Genomic DNA, 14,969 nt, shown 5'->3' with positions numbered 1-14,969 from the left:
CCCGGGGTCTCGCATAGGGTGGGATGCACCGGTGACGGGACCGGCTCGGCGGCCCTCGGAAACGAGGGTGGGACGGCTCCCGATCGGTGTGGTCAGCAGTCGTCACGAGAGGAACGGAGAGAGCATGGACGAGGACGTCGCACGTATCGAGGCGCTGCTGAGGGAGCCCCTGGCCGAGGCCGGGTTCCACCTCGAGACCGTCAAGGCCGTCGCCGCGGGACAGCGGCGCACGCTCACGGTCGTCGTCGACCTCGACGAGTCGACCGCGGAGCCGATGTCGATGGACAAGATCGCTGAGTCCACGCGCATCGTCGGCGATGCCCTCGACTCCGTGGAGGTCTTCCGCGACAAGCCCTACCAGCTCGAGGTGACGAGCCCCGGAGCGACCCGGAAGCTCGAACAGCCGCGTCACTTCCGGCGGGTGCTCGGGCGCCGGCTCGAGGTGAGCACGAAGAAGGAGAGCTTCAAGCTCGACCTCGAGGAGGTCGCCGACGACGCGATCAGCGGCACCGACCCCGCCCGGCGGGAGAAGCGGTCGGTCGGCCTCAGCGACATCGTCAAGGCCCAGGTGGAGCTGAAGTTCCGGTGAGGGCAACTGCGATACACTGGTTCGCCTGATAAGTGAACACCGACAATTCAATGCGTCAGGCGGTCAGCGGCACGACCGCACCGCCTGGGGCCGGAGAGGATAAGGGCCATGGATATCGATCTCGATGTTCTGCGCGTCATCGAACGTGAGCGCGAGATTCCGTTCGACACTCTGATCGAACTCATCGAGCAGGCGCTCTTCCTTGCCTACCAGAAGACCGAGGGCGCGTGGCCCGATGCCCGTGCCGAACTCGACAAGTCCACCGGAGAGGTGCGCATCTGGGCGGTCGAATTCGACAACGACGACAATCCCATCGGCGAATTCGACGACACCCCCTCAGGCTTCGGACGCATCGCCGCGCAGACCGCGCGCCAGGTCATCCACCAGCGTCTGCGCGATGTCGAGGACGAAACCCTGCTCGGCTCCTTCAAGGGGCGGGAGGGAGAGATCGTCTCCGGCACCATCCAGCAGGGTCGGGACCCGCAGATGGTCCAGGTCGACCTCGGCGAGGTCGAAGCGGTGCTGCCCCCGCACGAGCAGGTGCCCGGCGAGGAGTACAAGCACGGCACCCGGCTGCGGGTCTACATCGCCGACGTCCACAAGGGACCCAAGGGCACCTCGGTGACCGTCTCACGCACCCACCCGAACCTCGTCCGCCGGCTCTTCGCCCTTGAGGCGCCCGAGATCGCCGACGGCACCGTCGAGATCGTCTCCCTCGCCCGAGAGGCGGGCCACCGCACGAAGCTCGCGGTCCGTGCGACGAAACCCGGGGTCAACGCCAAGGGCTCGTGCATCGGCGAACTCGGCTCCCGTGTGCGCGCGGTGATGAACGAGCTCGGGCAGGAGAAGATCGACATCGTCGACTACAGCGACGACCCGGCGAAGTTCGTCGCCCACGCCCTCTCCCCGGCGAAGGCCACCCGCGTCGACATCCTCGACGCCGGCAGCCAGGAGTCCCGGGCCGTGGTCCCGCGCGACCAGCTCTCGCTCGCGATCGGCAAGGAGGGCCAGAACGCGCGCCTGGCCGCGAAGCTCACCGGCTGGAAGATCGACATCGTCGCCGAGGACTGAGGGCGACCGCCTCGGCGAGGCGTGCTGCGGTCCCGACAAGGCGCCCGAACGCCTCGGCGTGATCCCGACCACGTTCGCCGGTGGCGGAACCGGGAATGGAAGTGCTGTAGAATTGTTGACTGTGAATGCTGGCAGTGCACCCCAACGGACGTGCATCGCCTGCAGGCAGACAGCGGATCGGGACGAGCTCATGCGCTTCGTGCATCGCCCCGACGAGCGGCCGGCCATCGTCCCCGACGTGTCGAAGACACTGCCGGGACGAGGGGCCTGGATGCACCCGGATGCGAAGTGCCTCGAGAAGGCGCGGACATCCGCTCCCTTCGCCCGAGCCTTTCGGACGAAGATCACCGCTTCGGACCTTCCGGAGCTGGACACCGAACCCAGACAGAACGGGTGAGCCAAGAATGGATGACAAGTAGTGAGTGTCGTGCGATGACACCCTCACCGGAATTCGAGAGAGCAGTGTAATGAGACCTGCTCTTCATTGATGAGGTTTCTTCCTGACCGGGAAGGAACCCGGACAGGAGAACTGTGGCAAAGCCCCGTGTCCATGAGCTCGCGAAAGAGCTCGGCACAACCAGCAAGATCGTCCTCGAGAAACTCAAGGACATGGGCGAATTCGTTTCGTCCGCCTCCTCGACGCTCGAAGCCCCCGTCGTGCGACGGGTGAAGGAGGCATTCGCCGATTCCGCGCCTGCCGGCGGCAAGGCCGGAGGCGATTCGACCAAGAAGCCGGCTGCGAAGCCCGGAAAGGCCGCGGCCAAGCCCGGCGCTCCGGCTGCCAAGCCGGCAGCGAAGCCCGGCGCCAAGCCGGCGGCGAAGTCCGAGTCCGCTGCCAAGCCGGCGGCGAAGTCGGCACCCAAGCCTGCCGCGAAGCCTGCGGCCGAGGCGCCCGCCCCGGCGGCTGACGAAGCCCCGGCACGTCCGGCGGCTCCGAAGCCCGCAGCAGCCCCGAAGCCGGGTGCGGCCAAGCCCGGTGTCCCGAAGCCCGGCGGTCGTCAGGGCGGTGCGGGCAGCGCTCGTCCCGGCAACAACCCCTTCGCTCCCTCGCAGGGCATGCCGAAGCCCGGTGGACGCTCAGGTGCCCCGAAGCCCGGCGGCCGCCAGGGCGGTCAGGGCGGTGCGCGTCCCGGCAACAACCCGTTCGCGAACTCGCAGGGCATGCCCAAGCCCGGCCAGCGTCCTCCGCGCCCCAGCGGTGAGGCAGGCGCAGCCGGTCCTCGGCCCGGCGCCCCCCGCCCCAACCCGTCGATGATGAAGAACTCCGCGCTCAACAAGCCCGCTCCGGGCCGAGGACGCGGAGGCGGCCGCGGCAACGCTCCCGCCGGTGGACCCGGCGGTCCCGCCGGCGCACCCGGCGGCGCTCCGGCAGGACGTCGCGGACCGGGCGGAGGCCCGGGCGGCGGTCGCGGTTCGGGTCGCGGTCGCGGCAGCACCCAGGGTGCGTTCGGCCGCGGCGGCGGTCCCCGCCAGAAGGGCCGGAAGTCGAAGCGGGCCAAGCGCGCCGAGCTCGAGCAGATGCAGGCACCGTCGATCGGCGGTGTCACGGTTCCGCGCGGCGACGGCGAGACGCCGCTGCGCCTGCGCCGCGGCTCGTCGCTGGCCGACTTCGCCGAGAAGATCAACACCGACCCGACGAACCTCGTCACGGTGCTCTTCCACCTCGGCGAGATGGCGACGATCACCCAGTCCCTCGACGAGGACACCTTCCAGGTGCTCGGTGAGGAGCTCGGCTACAAGATCGAGATCGTCTCACCCGAGGACGAGGACCGTGAGCTGCTCGAGACCTTCGACATCGACCTCGATGCGGAAGCCGCCGAGGAGGACGACGACGATCTCGTCGCCCGCCCGCCGGTCGTCACCGTCATGGGTCACGTCGACCACGGTAAGACGAAGCTGCTCGACGCGATCCGCTCGGCCAACGTCGTCGCCCGTGAGGCCGGCGGCATCACCCAGCACATCGGTGCCTACCAGGTCGAGGTCGAGCACGAGGGCTCCGAGCGTCGCATCACCTTCCTCGACACCCCGGGTCACGAGGCGTTCACCGCCATGCGTGCCCGCGGTGCGAAGTCGACGGACCTCGCGATCCTCGTGGTCGCCGCCGACGACGGTGTGATGCCGCAGACGATCGAAGCGCTCAACCACGCTCAGGCGGCGGATGTGCCGATCGTCGTGGCGGTGAACAAGATCGACAAGGACGGCGCCAACCCGGCCAAGGTGATGCAGCAGCTCACCGAGTACAACCTCGTGGCCGAGGAGTACGGCGGCGACACGATGTTCGTCCCGATCTCCGCGCTCAAGCGCGAGGGCATCGACGAGCTCCTCGAGTCGGTCCTGCTCACCACGGACGCCGCGCTCGACCTGCGGGCGAACCCGAACAAGGCAGCCCGCGGCATCGCGATCGAAGCGAAGCTCGACAAGGGCCGCGGCGCCGTCGCGACTGTCCTCGTCGAGTCGGGCACGCTGCGCCAGGGCGATGCGATCGTCTGCGGCACCGCGTTCGGCCGTGTGCGTGCGATGTTCGACGAGAATGGCAACTCCGTCTCCGAGGCGGGACCCTCGCGTCCCGTCCAGGTGCTCGGACTCTCCTCGGTCCCGCGCGCCGGCGACTCGTTCATCTCCACCGATGACGACCGCACCGCACGCCAGATCGCGGAGAAGCGCGACGCCATCGAGCGCAACGCCGCCCAGGCCCGCGGCCGCAAGCGGATCAGCCTCGAGGACTTCACCAAGGCACTCGCCGAGGGCAAGGTCGACATGCTCAACCTCATCCTCAAGGGCGATGTCTCCGGTGCCGTCGAAGCGCTCGAGGACTCGCTGCTCAAGATCGACGTCGGCGACGAGGTCGACCTCCGGATCATCCACCGCGGCGTCGGTGCGATCACGGAGAACGACATCAACCTCGCCACCGTCGACAACGCGATCGTCATCGGCTTCAACGTCCGACCCGAGGCCAAGGCCCGCGACCTGGCCGACCGCGAAGGCGTCGACGTGCGCTACTACTCGGTCATCTACCAGGCGATCGACGACATCGAGAACTCGCTCAAGGGCATGCTCAAGCCCGAGTTCGAAGAGGTCCAGACGGGCTCGGCGGAGATCCGCGAGGTCTTCCGGTCCTCGAAGTTCGGCAACATCGCCGGTTCGATCGTCCGCGACGGGGTCATCACGAGGAACTCGGCGGCGCGGGTCACCCGCGACGGCGTGGTCATCGGCGACAACCTCAAGGTCGAATCGCTGCGGCGGTTCAAGGACGATGCGACCGAGGTCCGCGAAGGCTACGAGTGCGGCATCGGACTCGGCAGCTTCAACGACCTCAAGGTCGGCGACATCATCGAGACCTTCGAGATGCGCGAGAAGCCGCGCGACTGACGCTCTCGTGAGCTGATTGGCCAAGCGGCCGGTGCGATCACGCACCGGCCGCTTCGCTCCTTATAGACTTCTTCCCAGCACTCACCGGCACCCGACCGGCCACGACAAAGGACACCACATGGCAGACGCAACCCGCGCACGCAAGATCGCCGACCAGATCAAGGTCATCGTCGCGAGCACGATCGAACGCAGGCTCAAGGACCCCCGGCTCGGCTTCGTCACCGTCACCGATGTCCGCGTCACCGGCGACCTCCAGCACGCGACGATCTTCTACACCGTCTACGGTGACGGCGCCGACCTCGAGTCGACGGCCAAGGCGCTCGAATCCGCGAAGGGCTTCATCCGCTCCGAGGTCGGCAAGGGTCTGACGATCCGGCTGACCCCGAGCCTCGAGTTCATCGCCGACGCCGTCCCCGAGGAGGCGCTGCGCCTCGACAACCTCCTCGCCCGAGCGGCCGCCGACGACGCGCGCATCGCCGATCTCAAGAAGGATGCGAAGCCCGCCGGCGACGCCGACCCGTACAAGCGGTCCGAGGTCGAGTCCGACGAGTCCTGAGACATCCGCCGAGGTGAGGGCGGGCGGTCCCGGCGCCGACCCGTGTGCCGCGCCCTCGCCGAGGCGGTAGCCGGGTGGGGGAGCGGAAGCGACCTTGCTCACGATGGGCAGAAAAATCCTGCGTAACAGTTTTGTTATCTTTCCGCGATGCCCTAGACTTTTTCGGGTAACGATCTGATTACGACTCTGTTAAGGGATTTCTGCATTGGGTAAGCACTCTTCACCAAAGCCCGGCTTCGCCAAGCAACTGATCCGGGACCTCGCTCCCGCGGCCAAGCGCTCGACCGGTCGGCACTCGGCTGAGGCCCCCTCGACGGCCACGTCCGTGCTCGCCACGGTCAAGCAGCGGCCCGTCGTCGCAGCGATCGCCGTGCCGGCCGCCGCGACGGCCGCCGTCGTCGGCTCGAGCGTCGTCATGGGACCCCCGCAGACCGGGGAAGTGACGACCGAGGCCGCGAGCACCTCGCAGCAGCAGGAGGCGCCCGCCTCCACCGGCGTGAGCCAGGAGGAGATCGACGCACAGCGCGAGAAGGCCGGCAAGGAGTACATCGAAGAGGTCAAGAAGGACCCGAAGTACAAGAACAAGACCTCCTCGAAGACCACCCTCAACGTCAAGACCCCGAAGCCGAAGCCGACCCAGGAGTCGAGCGCGCAGGCCTCGAAGAGCGCGTCGGGCTCGAAGGGCGAGGAGAAGTCGGAGTCGAAGGGCGGCGGCAGCACCCCGTCGGGCGTCGAGACGCCCCCGTGCAAGGTCTCGTCCTCGATCGAGTCGGGTCTCCTGCCCAACGCCGTCAACGGCTACCGTGCCGTGTGCGCGAAGTTCCCCGAGGTCAAGACCTTCGGTGGCCGTCGCCCCGGCACCGGCTCGGACCACAACACCGGCGAAGCCGTCGACATCATGATCGCCGGCTCGACCGGCGACCGCATCTCCGAGTACCTCATCAAGAATGCGAAGGCGCTCAACGTCAAGTACGTCATCTTCGAGAAGCGCATCTGGATGCCCGGCCGCGGCTGGAAGTCGATGGAGGACCGCGGTTCGGCGACGCAGAACCACATGGACCACGTCCACGCCTCGTTCAACTGACCAGGTGAGCGAGACTTCCCCGCAGGGCATCCTCGTCTGCGACAAACCGCAGGGGCTGTCCTCCCACGCCGTCGTCTCCCGCATCCGCCGCTGGTACGGCACCCGCAAGGTCGGCCACGCCGGCACCCTCGACCCGATGGCCACCGGCGTCCTCGTCCTCGGCCTCGGTCGGGGAACGAAGCTGCTCGGCCACATCACCGGGGTGTCGAAGACCTACGCAGCGACGATCCGCCTCGGCGCCGGCACCCCGACCGACGACGCCGACTCCGAACCGGACGTCTTCGCGGACCCCGCGCGCCTGGCTGCGGTCACGGACGCCGACATCGCCTCCGGGGTCACCGCCCTGCGCGGGCCCATCGACCAGGTCCCGAGCGCCGTCTCGGCGATCAAGGTCGACGGCAAGCGCTCGTATGCGCGTGTCCGAGCCGGCGAGGACGTCGTCCTCGAACCCCGCCGAGTCGAGGTGACGCAGTTCGACGTCCTCGAGACCCGGCGGGACAGTGCCGGGGGCGGACACATCGACCTCGACGTCGTCGTCGACTGCTCCTCGGGAACGTACATCCGGGCCCTCGCCCGCGACCTCGGTGCGGGCCTCGGGGTCCACGGTCATCTCACCGCACTGCGCCGCACTCGGGTCGGGCCCTTCGACCTCCAGGGCGCTGTGACGATCCCCGACGACCTCGACACCCCCGCCCCGCCACTCATCCCGCTCGCCGAGGCGGCCTCCCAGCTGCTCCCGACCGTGACCGTCGATGCGGCCGGGGCGAGGGACCTCATGCAGGGCAAGTCCCTGGCCGGACCGTGGACGACGACCGGGGTCGACGGCAGCGACGTCGCCGTGACCAGCGCCGGCGAACTCGTCTCCGTCGCCGAGGTCCGCGCAGACGGCAGCCTCAAGTCCCGCACCGCGTTCGCCATCGGCCTCGCCTGAGCCGCCGCGGGGCGTCGCGAACCGACCGATCGGGCGGAAACCGACTCACAGCGGCCGCTCCGCGCGCATGGAGAGCCCCCGCTGAGGACCGGTTCGCACGCATCATCCCACTGCGATACTCTGAGTCGGTGCACGGAAGGAGCAGCGCTCGAGTGGAGATCTATCACGGGCTGGACGAGGTCCCGCAGGACGGCATCGGCACCGTCATCACCCTGGGCAACTTCGACGGCGTCCACCGTGGCCACCAGACCGTGCTGCGCGCCGTCGCCGCCGAGGCTGACGAGCACTCCCTGCGATCGGTCGCGATGACCTTCGACCCGCACCCGCGCACCGTCCACCAGCCCGAGACGCCGACGCAGATGATCACGAGTGTGCGCCAGAAGTCGCAGCTCATCGCTGAGACCGGCATCGACGCCCTCTTCATCCAGCCCTACGATCTCGACTTCGCCGCTCAGACCCCTGAGGAGTTCGTCTCCCGCTACTTCGTCGACGGCCTCGACTGCCGGTGTGTCGTCGTCGGCGACGACGTCCGCTTCGGCCACGACAACGCCGGGACCATCGAGACCCTGCGCCGCCTCGGCGAGGAGTTCGGGTTCACCACCGTGACGATCGACGAGGTCGGACGCGGGGGACGGTACTCGTCGTCGCGGATCCGTGACCAGATCATCTCAGGCGATGTCGCCGAGGCGGCCGATCAGCTCGGCCGCTACCACCGGGTCGAGGGCACCGTCGTCCACGGCGACGCCCGCGGACGCGATCTCGGCTTCCCCACGGCGAACCTCTCCGCCGACGGCGAGGGCCTCATCCCCGCTGACGGCGTCTACGCGGGCTGGGCGAGCTTCGAGGGGGAGGACCACCCGTTCCCCGCCGCGATCTCGGTCGGCACGAACCCCACCTTCGAGGGCTGTGACCGCCGTGTCGAGGCCTATGTGCTCGACAAGGAGTTCGGGGAGTTCGACGTCTACGACCGGCACATGGTCCTCGAGTTCGTCGCCCGCATCCGCGGTCAGGTCGCCTTCTCCGGCCTCGACGACCTCATCGCGCAGATGCACGAGGACATCGCCGATGTGCGCGAGGTGCTCCACACCTGATAAGCTGACCTCTGCCGTTTTCACCGGCCGCGGTCCCATAGGGCTGGAACAGACAGGTTCCGGCGCCGCGCAACGATACGTCAGGAGAACTCCATGGCTCTCGATACTGCCACCAAGCAGGAGATCATCAAGGAATACGCGACTCACGAGGGCGACACCGGTTCTCCCGAGGTTCAGGTTGCCCTGCTCACCCGCCGGATCACCGATCTCACCGAGCACTTCAAGGACCACAAGCACGACCACCACTCGCGTCGCGGCCTGCTGCTCCTCGTCGGCCAGCGCCGTCGTCTGCTCAAGTACCTGCAGGCGGTCGACATCGAGCGCTACCGCTCGCTCATCAAGCGCCTCGGTCTGCGCCGCTGATCGCATCCGATCTCGTCCAACGCCCCGCCCTCACCGGCGGGGCGTTCGTCGTCTCCGGGCCTGGGAGTCGTCTCCGGGCCTGGGAGCAGGCTCACTGGCCGTCATCGGCATCTGCTGTAGACTGACCGGCGGACGCCCATGGACGTTTCGGTCCTCGGTAGTGGCCTCCGGAGGGAACCTTCCGTGGGCCCCGATCGATGACCGGCCCTGATTCCATGGCGTCTTCCACACTGTCCGCCGACAGGGCGAGCACCCGTCGCCCGGACTCGGCACCGAACAAGGAGATCACGTGGGAACCACCCCTGAATCCACGGTCGCAACGATCGACAACGGTCGCTTCGGCACGCACACCATCCGCTTCGAGACCGGTCGCCTGGCCAAGCAGGCCGCCGGCTCCGCCGTCGCCTATCTCGACGACGACACCATGCTGCTGTCGGCCACGACGGCCGGTAAGAACCCCCGCGAGGGCTTCGACTTCTTCCCTCTCACCGTCGACGTCGAAGAGCGCATGTACGCCGCCGGCCGCATCCCCGGCTCGTTCTTCCGCCGCGAGGGCCGTCCCTCGACCGATGCGATCCTCACGTGCCGCCTCATCGACCGCCCGCTGCGCCCGTCCTTCGTCAAGGGCCTGCGCAACGAGGTCCAGGTCGTCGTCACCGTGATGTCGATCAACCCCGACCACATCTACGACGCCCTGGCCATCAACGCCGCGTCGATGTCGACCCAGCTCTCGGGTCTGCCGTTCTCCGGCCCCATCGGCGGTGTCCGCATCGCCCTCATCGACGGCCAGTGGGTCGCGTTCCCGAACTTCTCGCAGCTCGACGACGCCGTCTTCGACATGGTCGTCGCCGGTCGCATGGTCGGTGACGACGTCGCCATCATGATGGTCGAGGCCGAGGCCACCGACCAGGCCCTCGACCTCGTCAAGACCGGGGCCAAGGCCCCCACCGAAGAGGTCGTGGCCGAGGGGCTCGAGGCCGCAAAGCCCTTCATCGCCGAACTCTGCCGCGCCCAGCAGGAGCTCGCCGACCTCGCCGCGAAGCCGACCGTCGAGTTCCCCGTCTTCCGCGACTACCAGGACGACGTCTTCGAGGCCGTCAAGGACCTCGCCGAGGCGAAGCAGACCGAGAACTTCCAGATCGCCGACAAGCAGGAGCGCGAAGCCGCGGGCGAAGAGCTCCTCGCTGAGCTCTTCGACAAGCTCGGAGAGCGCTTCGAGGGCCGTGAGAAGGAGATCGCGGCGGCTCTCAACGCGCTGACGAAGCAGATCGTGCGCAAGCGCATCCTCACCGAGCAGATCCGCATCGACGGTCGTGGGCTCAAGGACATCCGTCCGCTCTCGGCCGAGGTCGACGTCATCCCGCGCGTCCACGGCTCCGCTCTCTTCCAGCGCGGTGAGACCCAGATCCTCGGCATCACGACGCTCAACATGCTCAAGCTCGAGCAGCAGATCGACTCGCTGTCCCCGGTGACCTCGAAGCGCTACATGCACCACTACAACTTCCCGCCCTACTCGACCGGTGAGACCGGCCGTGTGGGCAGCCCGAAGCGCCGCGAGATCGGCCACGGCGCCCTCGCCGAGCGCGCACTGGCTCCGGTCCTGCCCTCCCGTGAGGACTTCCCGTACGCGATCCGTCAGGTCTCCGAGGCCCTCGGCTCGAACGGGTCGACCTCGATGGGCTCGGTCTGCGCCTCGACCCTGTCGATGCTCTCGGCCGGTGTGCCCCTGCGCGCGCCTGTCGCCGGCATCGCCATGGGCCTCGTCTCCGACGTCATCTCCACCGACCAGGGCGAGCAGACCGCGTATGCGGCACTCACCGACATCCTCGGTGCCGAGGACGCCTTCGGCGACATGGACTTCAAGGTCGCCGGCACCCGTGACTTCGTCACCGCGATCCAGCTCGACACGAAGCTCGACGGTCTGCCCTCCTCGGTGCTCACCGCCGCCCTCAAGCAGGCCCGCGAGGCCCGCATGGTCATCCTCGACGTCATGGCCGAGGCCATCGACGCCCCGGGTGAGATGGCGGCGACCGCCCCGCGGATCATCTCGGTCAACATCCCGGTCGACAAGATCGGCGAGGTCATCGGCCCCAAGGGCAAGATGATCAACCAGATCCAGGAGGACACCGGCGCCGACATCAGCATCGAGGACGACGGCACCGTGCTCATCGGCGCGACCGACGGCACCTCCGCCGAGGCGGCCCGGTCGATGATCAACGCGATCGCCAACCCGCAGGTCCCCGAGGTCGGCGAACGCTACCTCGGCACCGTGGTCAAGACGATGAGCTTCGGCGCGTTCGTCTCGCTCACCCCGGGCAAGGACGGCCTCCTGCACATCTCCGAGCTGCGCAAGCTCAACGACGGCAAGCGCGTCGAGGACGTCGAGGACGTCGTCGGCGTGGGCCAGAAGGTCCAGGTCGAGATCACGAAGATCGACGACCGCGGCAAGCTCTCGCTCGCTCCCGTCGTCGACGGTGAGGACGAGGACTCCGAGGGATCGGACGAGGAGTCGGAGAACTGATCTCCCAGTCTGCCCACACCGGGGAGGACGCACCGATCGCTCGGTCCGTCCTCCCCGGTGGTCTCACGGTCATCACCGAGCACATGCCCGGTCTCGCCTCGGAGACCATCGGCATCTGGGTCGCAGCGGGCTCCCGCGACGAATCCGCGGACACCGCCGGATCGACCCACTTCCTCGAGCACATGCTCTTCAAAGGCACCTCGACGAAGGACGCCCTGGCCATCGCCGCCGCCTTCGACCGCACCGGCGGGGACTCGAACGCGATCACGGCGAAGGAATTCACCTGCTACTACTCGCGGTGCCTCGTCACCGACCTGCCCGACATCACCGCGCTCCTGCTCGACATGGTCTCGGACTCCACCCTCGAGAGCGCCGAGTTCGAGCGTGAGCGCGGCGTCATCATCGAAGAGCTCGCCATGGCCGCCGACGATCCCGGCGATGTCCTCTTCGAGGACTTCGACACCCTCGTCTTCGGCGACCACCCCCTCGCCCGCCCGGTGGGCGCGACGAAGGAGCAGATCCGCGTCCTCGGACACCACACCCTCCTCGACCACTACGCGTCGACGTACGTGCCCCGCCGGCTCATCATCGCCGCCGCCGGGGGAGCCGACCACGCCGAGGTCGTCGGAATGGTCGAGCGGGCGCTGGCCGAGACCGGGGCCTTCGCCACGACCGTCGCCCGGGACGCGGAGACGACCGACCGCCTCGGCGGGGCGCAGATCCTCACCCCGGGGACCGTCGGGGGCGGACATCCCCACGCTGCCGCCTCGGCGCGGACCCGGCCGGACTTCCTCACCGGACGCTCTCACACGGCCAAGGACACCGAGCAGCTGGGGATGCTGCTCGGATGCGAGGGGCTGCCCGAGGGCCACCCGGACCGGTTCGTCTATTCGGTCCTGCTCACCCTCCTCGGGGGCGGGATGTCGTCGCGGCTGTTCCAGAGCATCCGCGAGGAGCGGGGGCTGGCCTACGCGGTCAACACCACCGCCAGCCAATTCACCGACACCGGGACGTTCGGGATCTATGCCGGATGCAGCCCCGAGAACGGGCAGGCCGTCCTCGACCTCGCGCTGAGCGAATGGGACCGTCTCGCGCAGCACGCGCCGAGTCGCAGCGAACTCGACGAGATCGTCTCCCAGCTCTCGGGCTCGATGGTCCTCGGACTCGAATCCTCGGCGGCGCGGATGAATCGCCTCGCTCGGGCCGAGATCTTCGGGATCCCCATCGAACCTCCGCTCGACCTCATCGAGCGCATCCGCTCCGTCACCCCGGAGCAGGTGAGCGGCATGGCCGGACAGCTGCTCGGCCAGCCCAAGGCGCTCTCCCTCGTCGGACCTCCCACCGACGTCGCGATCTGAGCAGACCGTCCCGCGCCTGAACGACCGTTGAGTACGATGGACGCTCATGGGGCACTCCGCCCCGCTACCGGACGGCAGCGTCCGGGACTGAGCAAGGATCCGTCGAGGGGATGGCAATGGGCCGGAAGCGGGCATCGGTGCGCCGGGAGGAGATCCTCGCGGCGACCGTCGACGAGATCGAGGCGACCGGACTGCGTGCGCTGCGCGTCGCCGACGTCGCCGGGCGCCTCGGCCTGAGCGCGAGCCTCGTCATCTACCACTTCCAGACGAAGGAAGCCCTCGTCGCGGCCGCCTTCGCCCACGCCGGCGAGTCCGACCTCAACCGCGCCCGCGAGATCGTCGACACCGACGCCCCGGCGACGGCACGACTGTCCGACCTCCTCGCGTGGTACCTGCCCAGCGGGTCGACGCGGGCGTGGACGATCTGGATGGACGCGTGGTCCTCGGCGCTCTTCGATGCGGAGATCCAGAGCACGCTCACCGTCCTCGACCGGGAATGGCAGGACGTCTTCGCCAGAGTCATCGCCGACGGCGTCGCCACCGGGGAGTTCGCCCTGGACGGCGAGGACCCGGGGGAGCCTGCCGCGGTCGCGGCGACCCGGCTGCTCGCCTACCTCGACGGCCTCTCCGTCCGCCTCATGGTCGGCCCGGGAGAGGAGGAGCGGGCGACGATGCTCGCGTGGGTCGAGGAGTTCGCTGACACCCTCCTCGCCCGCGATGCCACGTCCGCGGCACCGGGCGGCAGAGCACCCGGGGAATCACTCCCACCGCACTCTTGACGCACGGTCCTCCGGCGCGTCAGACTGGGTCTCAGACGTTACTGAACCGCGGTTCAGTTAAAGACTCGGAGGCCCCATGTTCTTGGACATCACCTGGCAGGATCCCGTCACCGGCACCCACGGATTCGTCGTCATCGACACGCTCGTGCGGGGAAGCGCGTCCGGCGGGCTGCGGATGCGGGAGGGCTGCACCCTCGAGGAGGTCCGCGGTCTCGCCGAAGGGATGACCCGCAAGGAGGCGATCCACCTCGTGCCCGGCCGACGCTACGTCCCGCTTGGGGGCGCGAAGGGCGGCATCGACTTCGACCCGCGCGCCGAGGGTGCCACGGACGTCCTCGAGCGCTTCCTCGTCGCCGTCAACCCGATCATGCGGGCGTACTGGGCGCTCGGTGAGGACCTCGGGGTGCGCCAGGACGACATCGACGAGATCCTCGAGCGCCGGGCCCTCGGCAGCGGACTCGCCGCCGTCGAGAAGCTCATGGACGATCCCGAGGACTCCGCCAGGCGCTCGCTCGCCGCATTCGACACCGTCGTCGACGGCATGCCCCAGGACGAGCTCGTCGGCGGGCTCGGCGTCGCCACCGCGGCGCTCACCGCACTTGCGGCCGACGGACGCTCCCCGGAGGGGGCGACCGCGGTCATCCAGGGGTTCGGGTCGATGGGCGGGGCCACCGCCCGCTTCCTCGCCGAGGCGGGGGTCCGGGTCGTCGGCATCGCCGATGCCGACGGCTTCGTCTCCAACCCCGAGGGCCTCGACGTCGAGACCCTGCTCGCGACCCGGGACCCCTTCGGCGGGGTCTCCCGAGACGCCCTGCGCCCCGGCGACCAGGTCGGCGACCGCGACGACTGGCTCGCCGCCGACGCCGACATCCTCATCCCTGCCGCCGTGAGCTATGCGATCACCCCGGAGAACGCGGGACGGATCACAGCGAAGTACATCGTCGAAGCCGCGAACATGCCCGTCCTGCCCGAGGCGGAGGAGCTGCTCGCCGCGCGCGGTGTGGTCGTCGTTCCCGACTTCCTCGCGAACTCCGCGACCAACGCGTGGTGGTGGTGGGTCGCATTCGGCGACATCGACGGCAGCTGGGAGCAGAGCCGGGAGATCATCACCGACACCCTCGGGGCGCTGACGAGCGAGGCCCTCTCCACGGCGAAGGACGAGGGCATCAGCCCGCGCGCCGCCGCGCAGCGGAAGGTCGACGCGAACCTCGTCGAGCTCGAGGCTGTCACAGCTTCAGCGGGCGGGAGGTAGGTCCG

General features: G+C 68.8%; 13 protein-coding genes. All 13 read left to right on the top strand.

Annotated elements, in window-relative coordinates:
* Positions 1–124: 124 nt before the first annotated feature.
* The gene (gene rimP / locus ACQ1RG_RS15530) at positions 125–589 is read left to right on the top strand and encodes a ribosome maturation factor RimP (protein ID WP_009378436.1); all 465 of its coding nucleotides are present in this window, start codon (positions 125–127) and stop codon (positions 587–589) included.
* Positions 590–697: 108 nt separating this feature from the next.
* Entirely contained in the window at positions 698–1,660 is a 963-nt protein-coding gene (gene nusA / locus ACQ1RG_RS15525; protein WP_009378438.1) for a transcription termination factor NusA, read from the top strand.
* 190 nt (positions 1,661–1,850) lie between these two features.
* Positions 1,851–2,057 (top strand): YlxR family protein, encoded by a 207-nt coding sequence (locus tag ACQ1RG_RS15520; RefSeq protein WP_009378440.1) that lies wholly within the window; start codon positions 1,851–1,853, stop codon positions 2,055–2,057.
* Positions 2,058–2,191: 134 nt separating this feature from the next.
* Complete coding sequence (gene infB / locus ACQ1RG_RS15515; protein ID WP_040341774.1) at positions 2,192–5,029, top strand: translation initiation factor IF-2; 2,838 nt, start codon at positions 2,192–2,194, stop codon at positions 5,027–5,029.
* A 118-nt stretch (positions 5,030–5,147) separates the two neighbouring features.
* Positions 5,148–5,585: a 30S ribosome-binding factor RbfA gene (rbfA, locus tag ACQ1RG_RS15510; protein WP_009378445.1), complete on the top strand. Its 438-nt coding sequence runs from the start codon at positions 5,148–5,150 to the stop codon at positions 5,583–5,585.
* 205 nt (positions 5,586–5,790) lie between these two features.
* Positions 5,791–6,669 (top strand): hypothetical protein, encoded by an 879-nt coding sequence (locus tag ACQ1RG_RS15505; protein WP_009378447.1) that lies wholly within the window; start codon positions 5,791–5,793, stop codon positions 6,667–6,669.
* A 4-nt stretch (positions 6,670–6,673) separates the two neighbouring features.
* Positions 6,674–7,600, top strand: a complete 927-nt coding sequence (truB, locus tag ACQ1RG_RS15500; protein ID WP_009378448.1) for a tRNA pseudouridine(55) synthase TruB — start codon at positions 6,674–6,676, stop codon at positions 7,598–7,600.
* A 152-nt stretch (positions 7,601–7,752) separates the two neighbouring features.
* Positions 7,753–8,691, top strand: coding sequence for a bifunctional riboflavin kinase/FAD synthetase (locus ACQ1RG_RS15495; RefSeq protein WP_063249018.1), 939 nt, complete (start codon positions 7,753–7,755; stop codon positions 8,689–8,691).
* A gap of 93 nt (positions 8,692–8,784) precedes the next feature.
* Positions 8,785–9,054 (top strand): 30S ribosomal protein S15, encoded by a 270-nt coding sequence (gene rpsO / locus ACQ1RG_RS15490; RefSeq protein ID WP_009378450.1) that lies wholly within the window; start codon positions 8,785–8,787, stop codon positions 9,052–9,054.
* A 289-nt stretch (positions 9,055–9,343) separates the two neighbouring features.
* On the top strand, positions 9,344–11,575 hold the full coding sequence (locus ACQ1RG_RS15485; protein WP_095376486.1) for a polyribonucleotide nucleotidyltransferase: 2,232 nt from the start codon (positions 9,344–9,346) through the stop codon (positions 11,573–11,575).
* An 83-nt stretch (positions 11,576–11,658) separates the two neighbouring features.
* A complete protein-coding gene (locus ACQ1RG_RS15480; protein WP_095376487.1) occupies positions 11,659–12,933 on the top strand; it encodes a M16 family metallopeptidase in 1,275 nt (424 codons plus the stop codon).
* Between the two features lie 110 nt (positions 12,934–13,043).
* The gene (locus ACQ1RG_RS15475) at positions 13,044–13,712 is read left to right on the top strand and encodes a TetR/AcrR family transcriptional regulator (RefSeq protein ID WP_227007248.1); all 669 of its coding nucleotides are present in this window, start codon (positions 13,044–13,046) and stop codon (positions 13,710–13,712) included.
* Positions 13,713–13,788: 76 nt separating this feature from the next.
* Entirely contained in the window at positions 13,789–14,964 is a 1,176-nt protein-coding gene (locus tag ACQ1RG_RS15470) for a Glu/Leu/Phe/Val dehydrogenase dimerization domain-containing protein (protein ID WP_101624759.1), read from the top strand.
* The last annotated feature ends 5 nt before the right edge of the window (positions 14,965–14,969 follow it).

Source organism: Brevibacterium sp. K72 (assembly GCF_050562175.1).
Lineage (GTDB): Bacteria > Actinomycetota > Actinomycetes > Actinomycetales > Brevibacteriaceae > Brevibacterium > Brevibacterium casei.
This window is presented reverse-complemented; position numbering and strand designations above follow the sequence as displayed.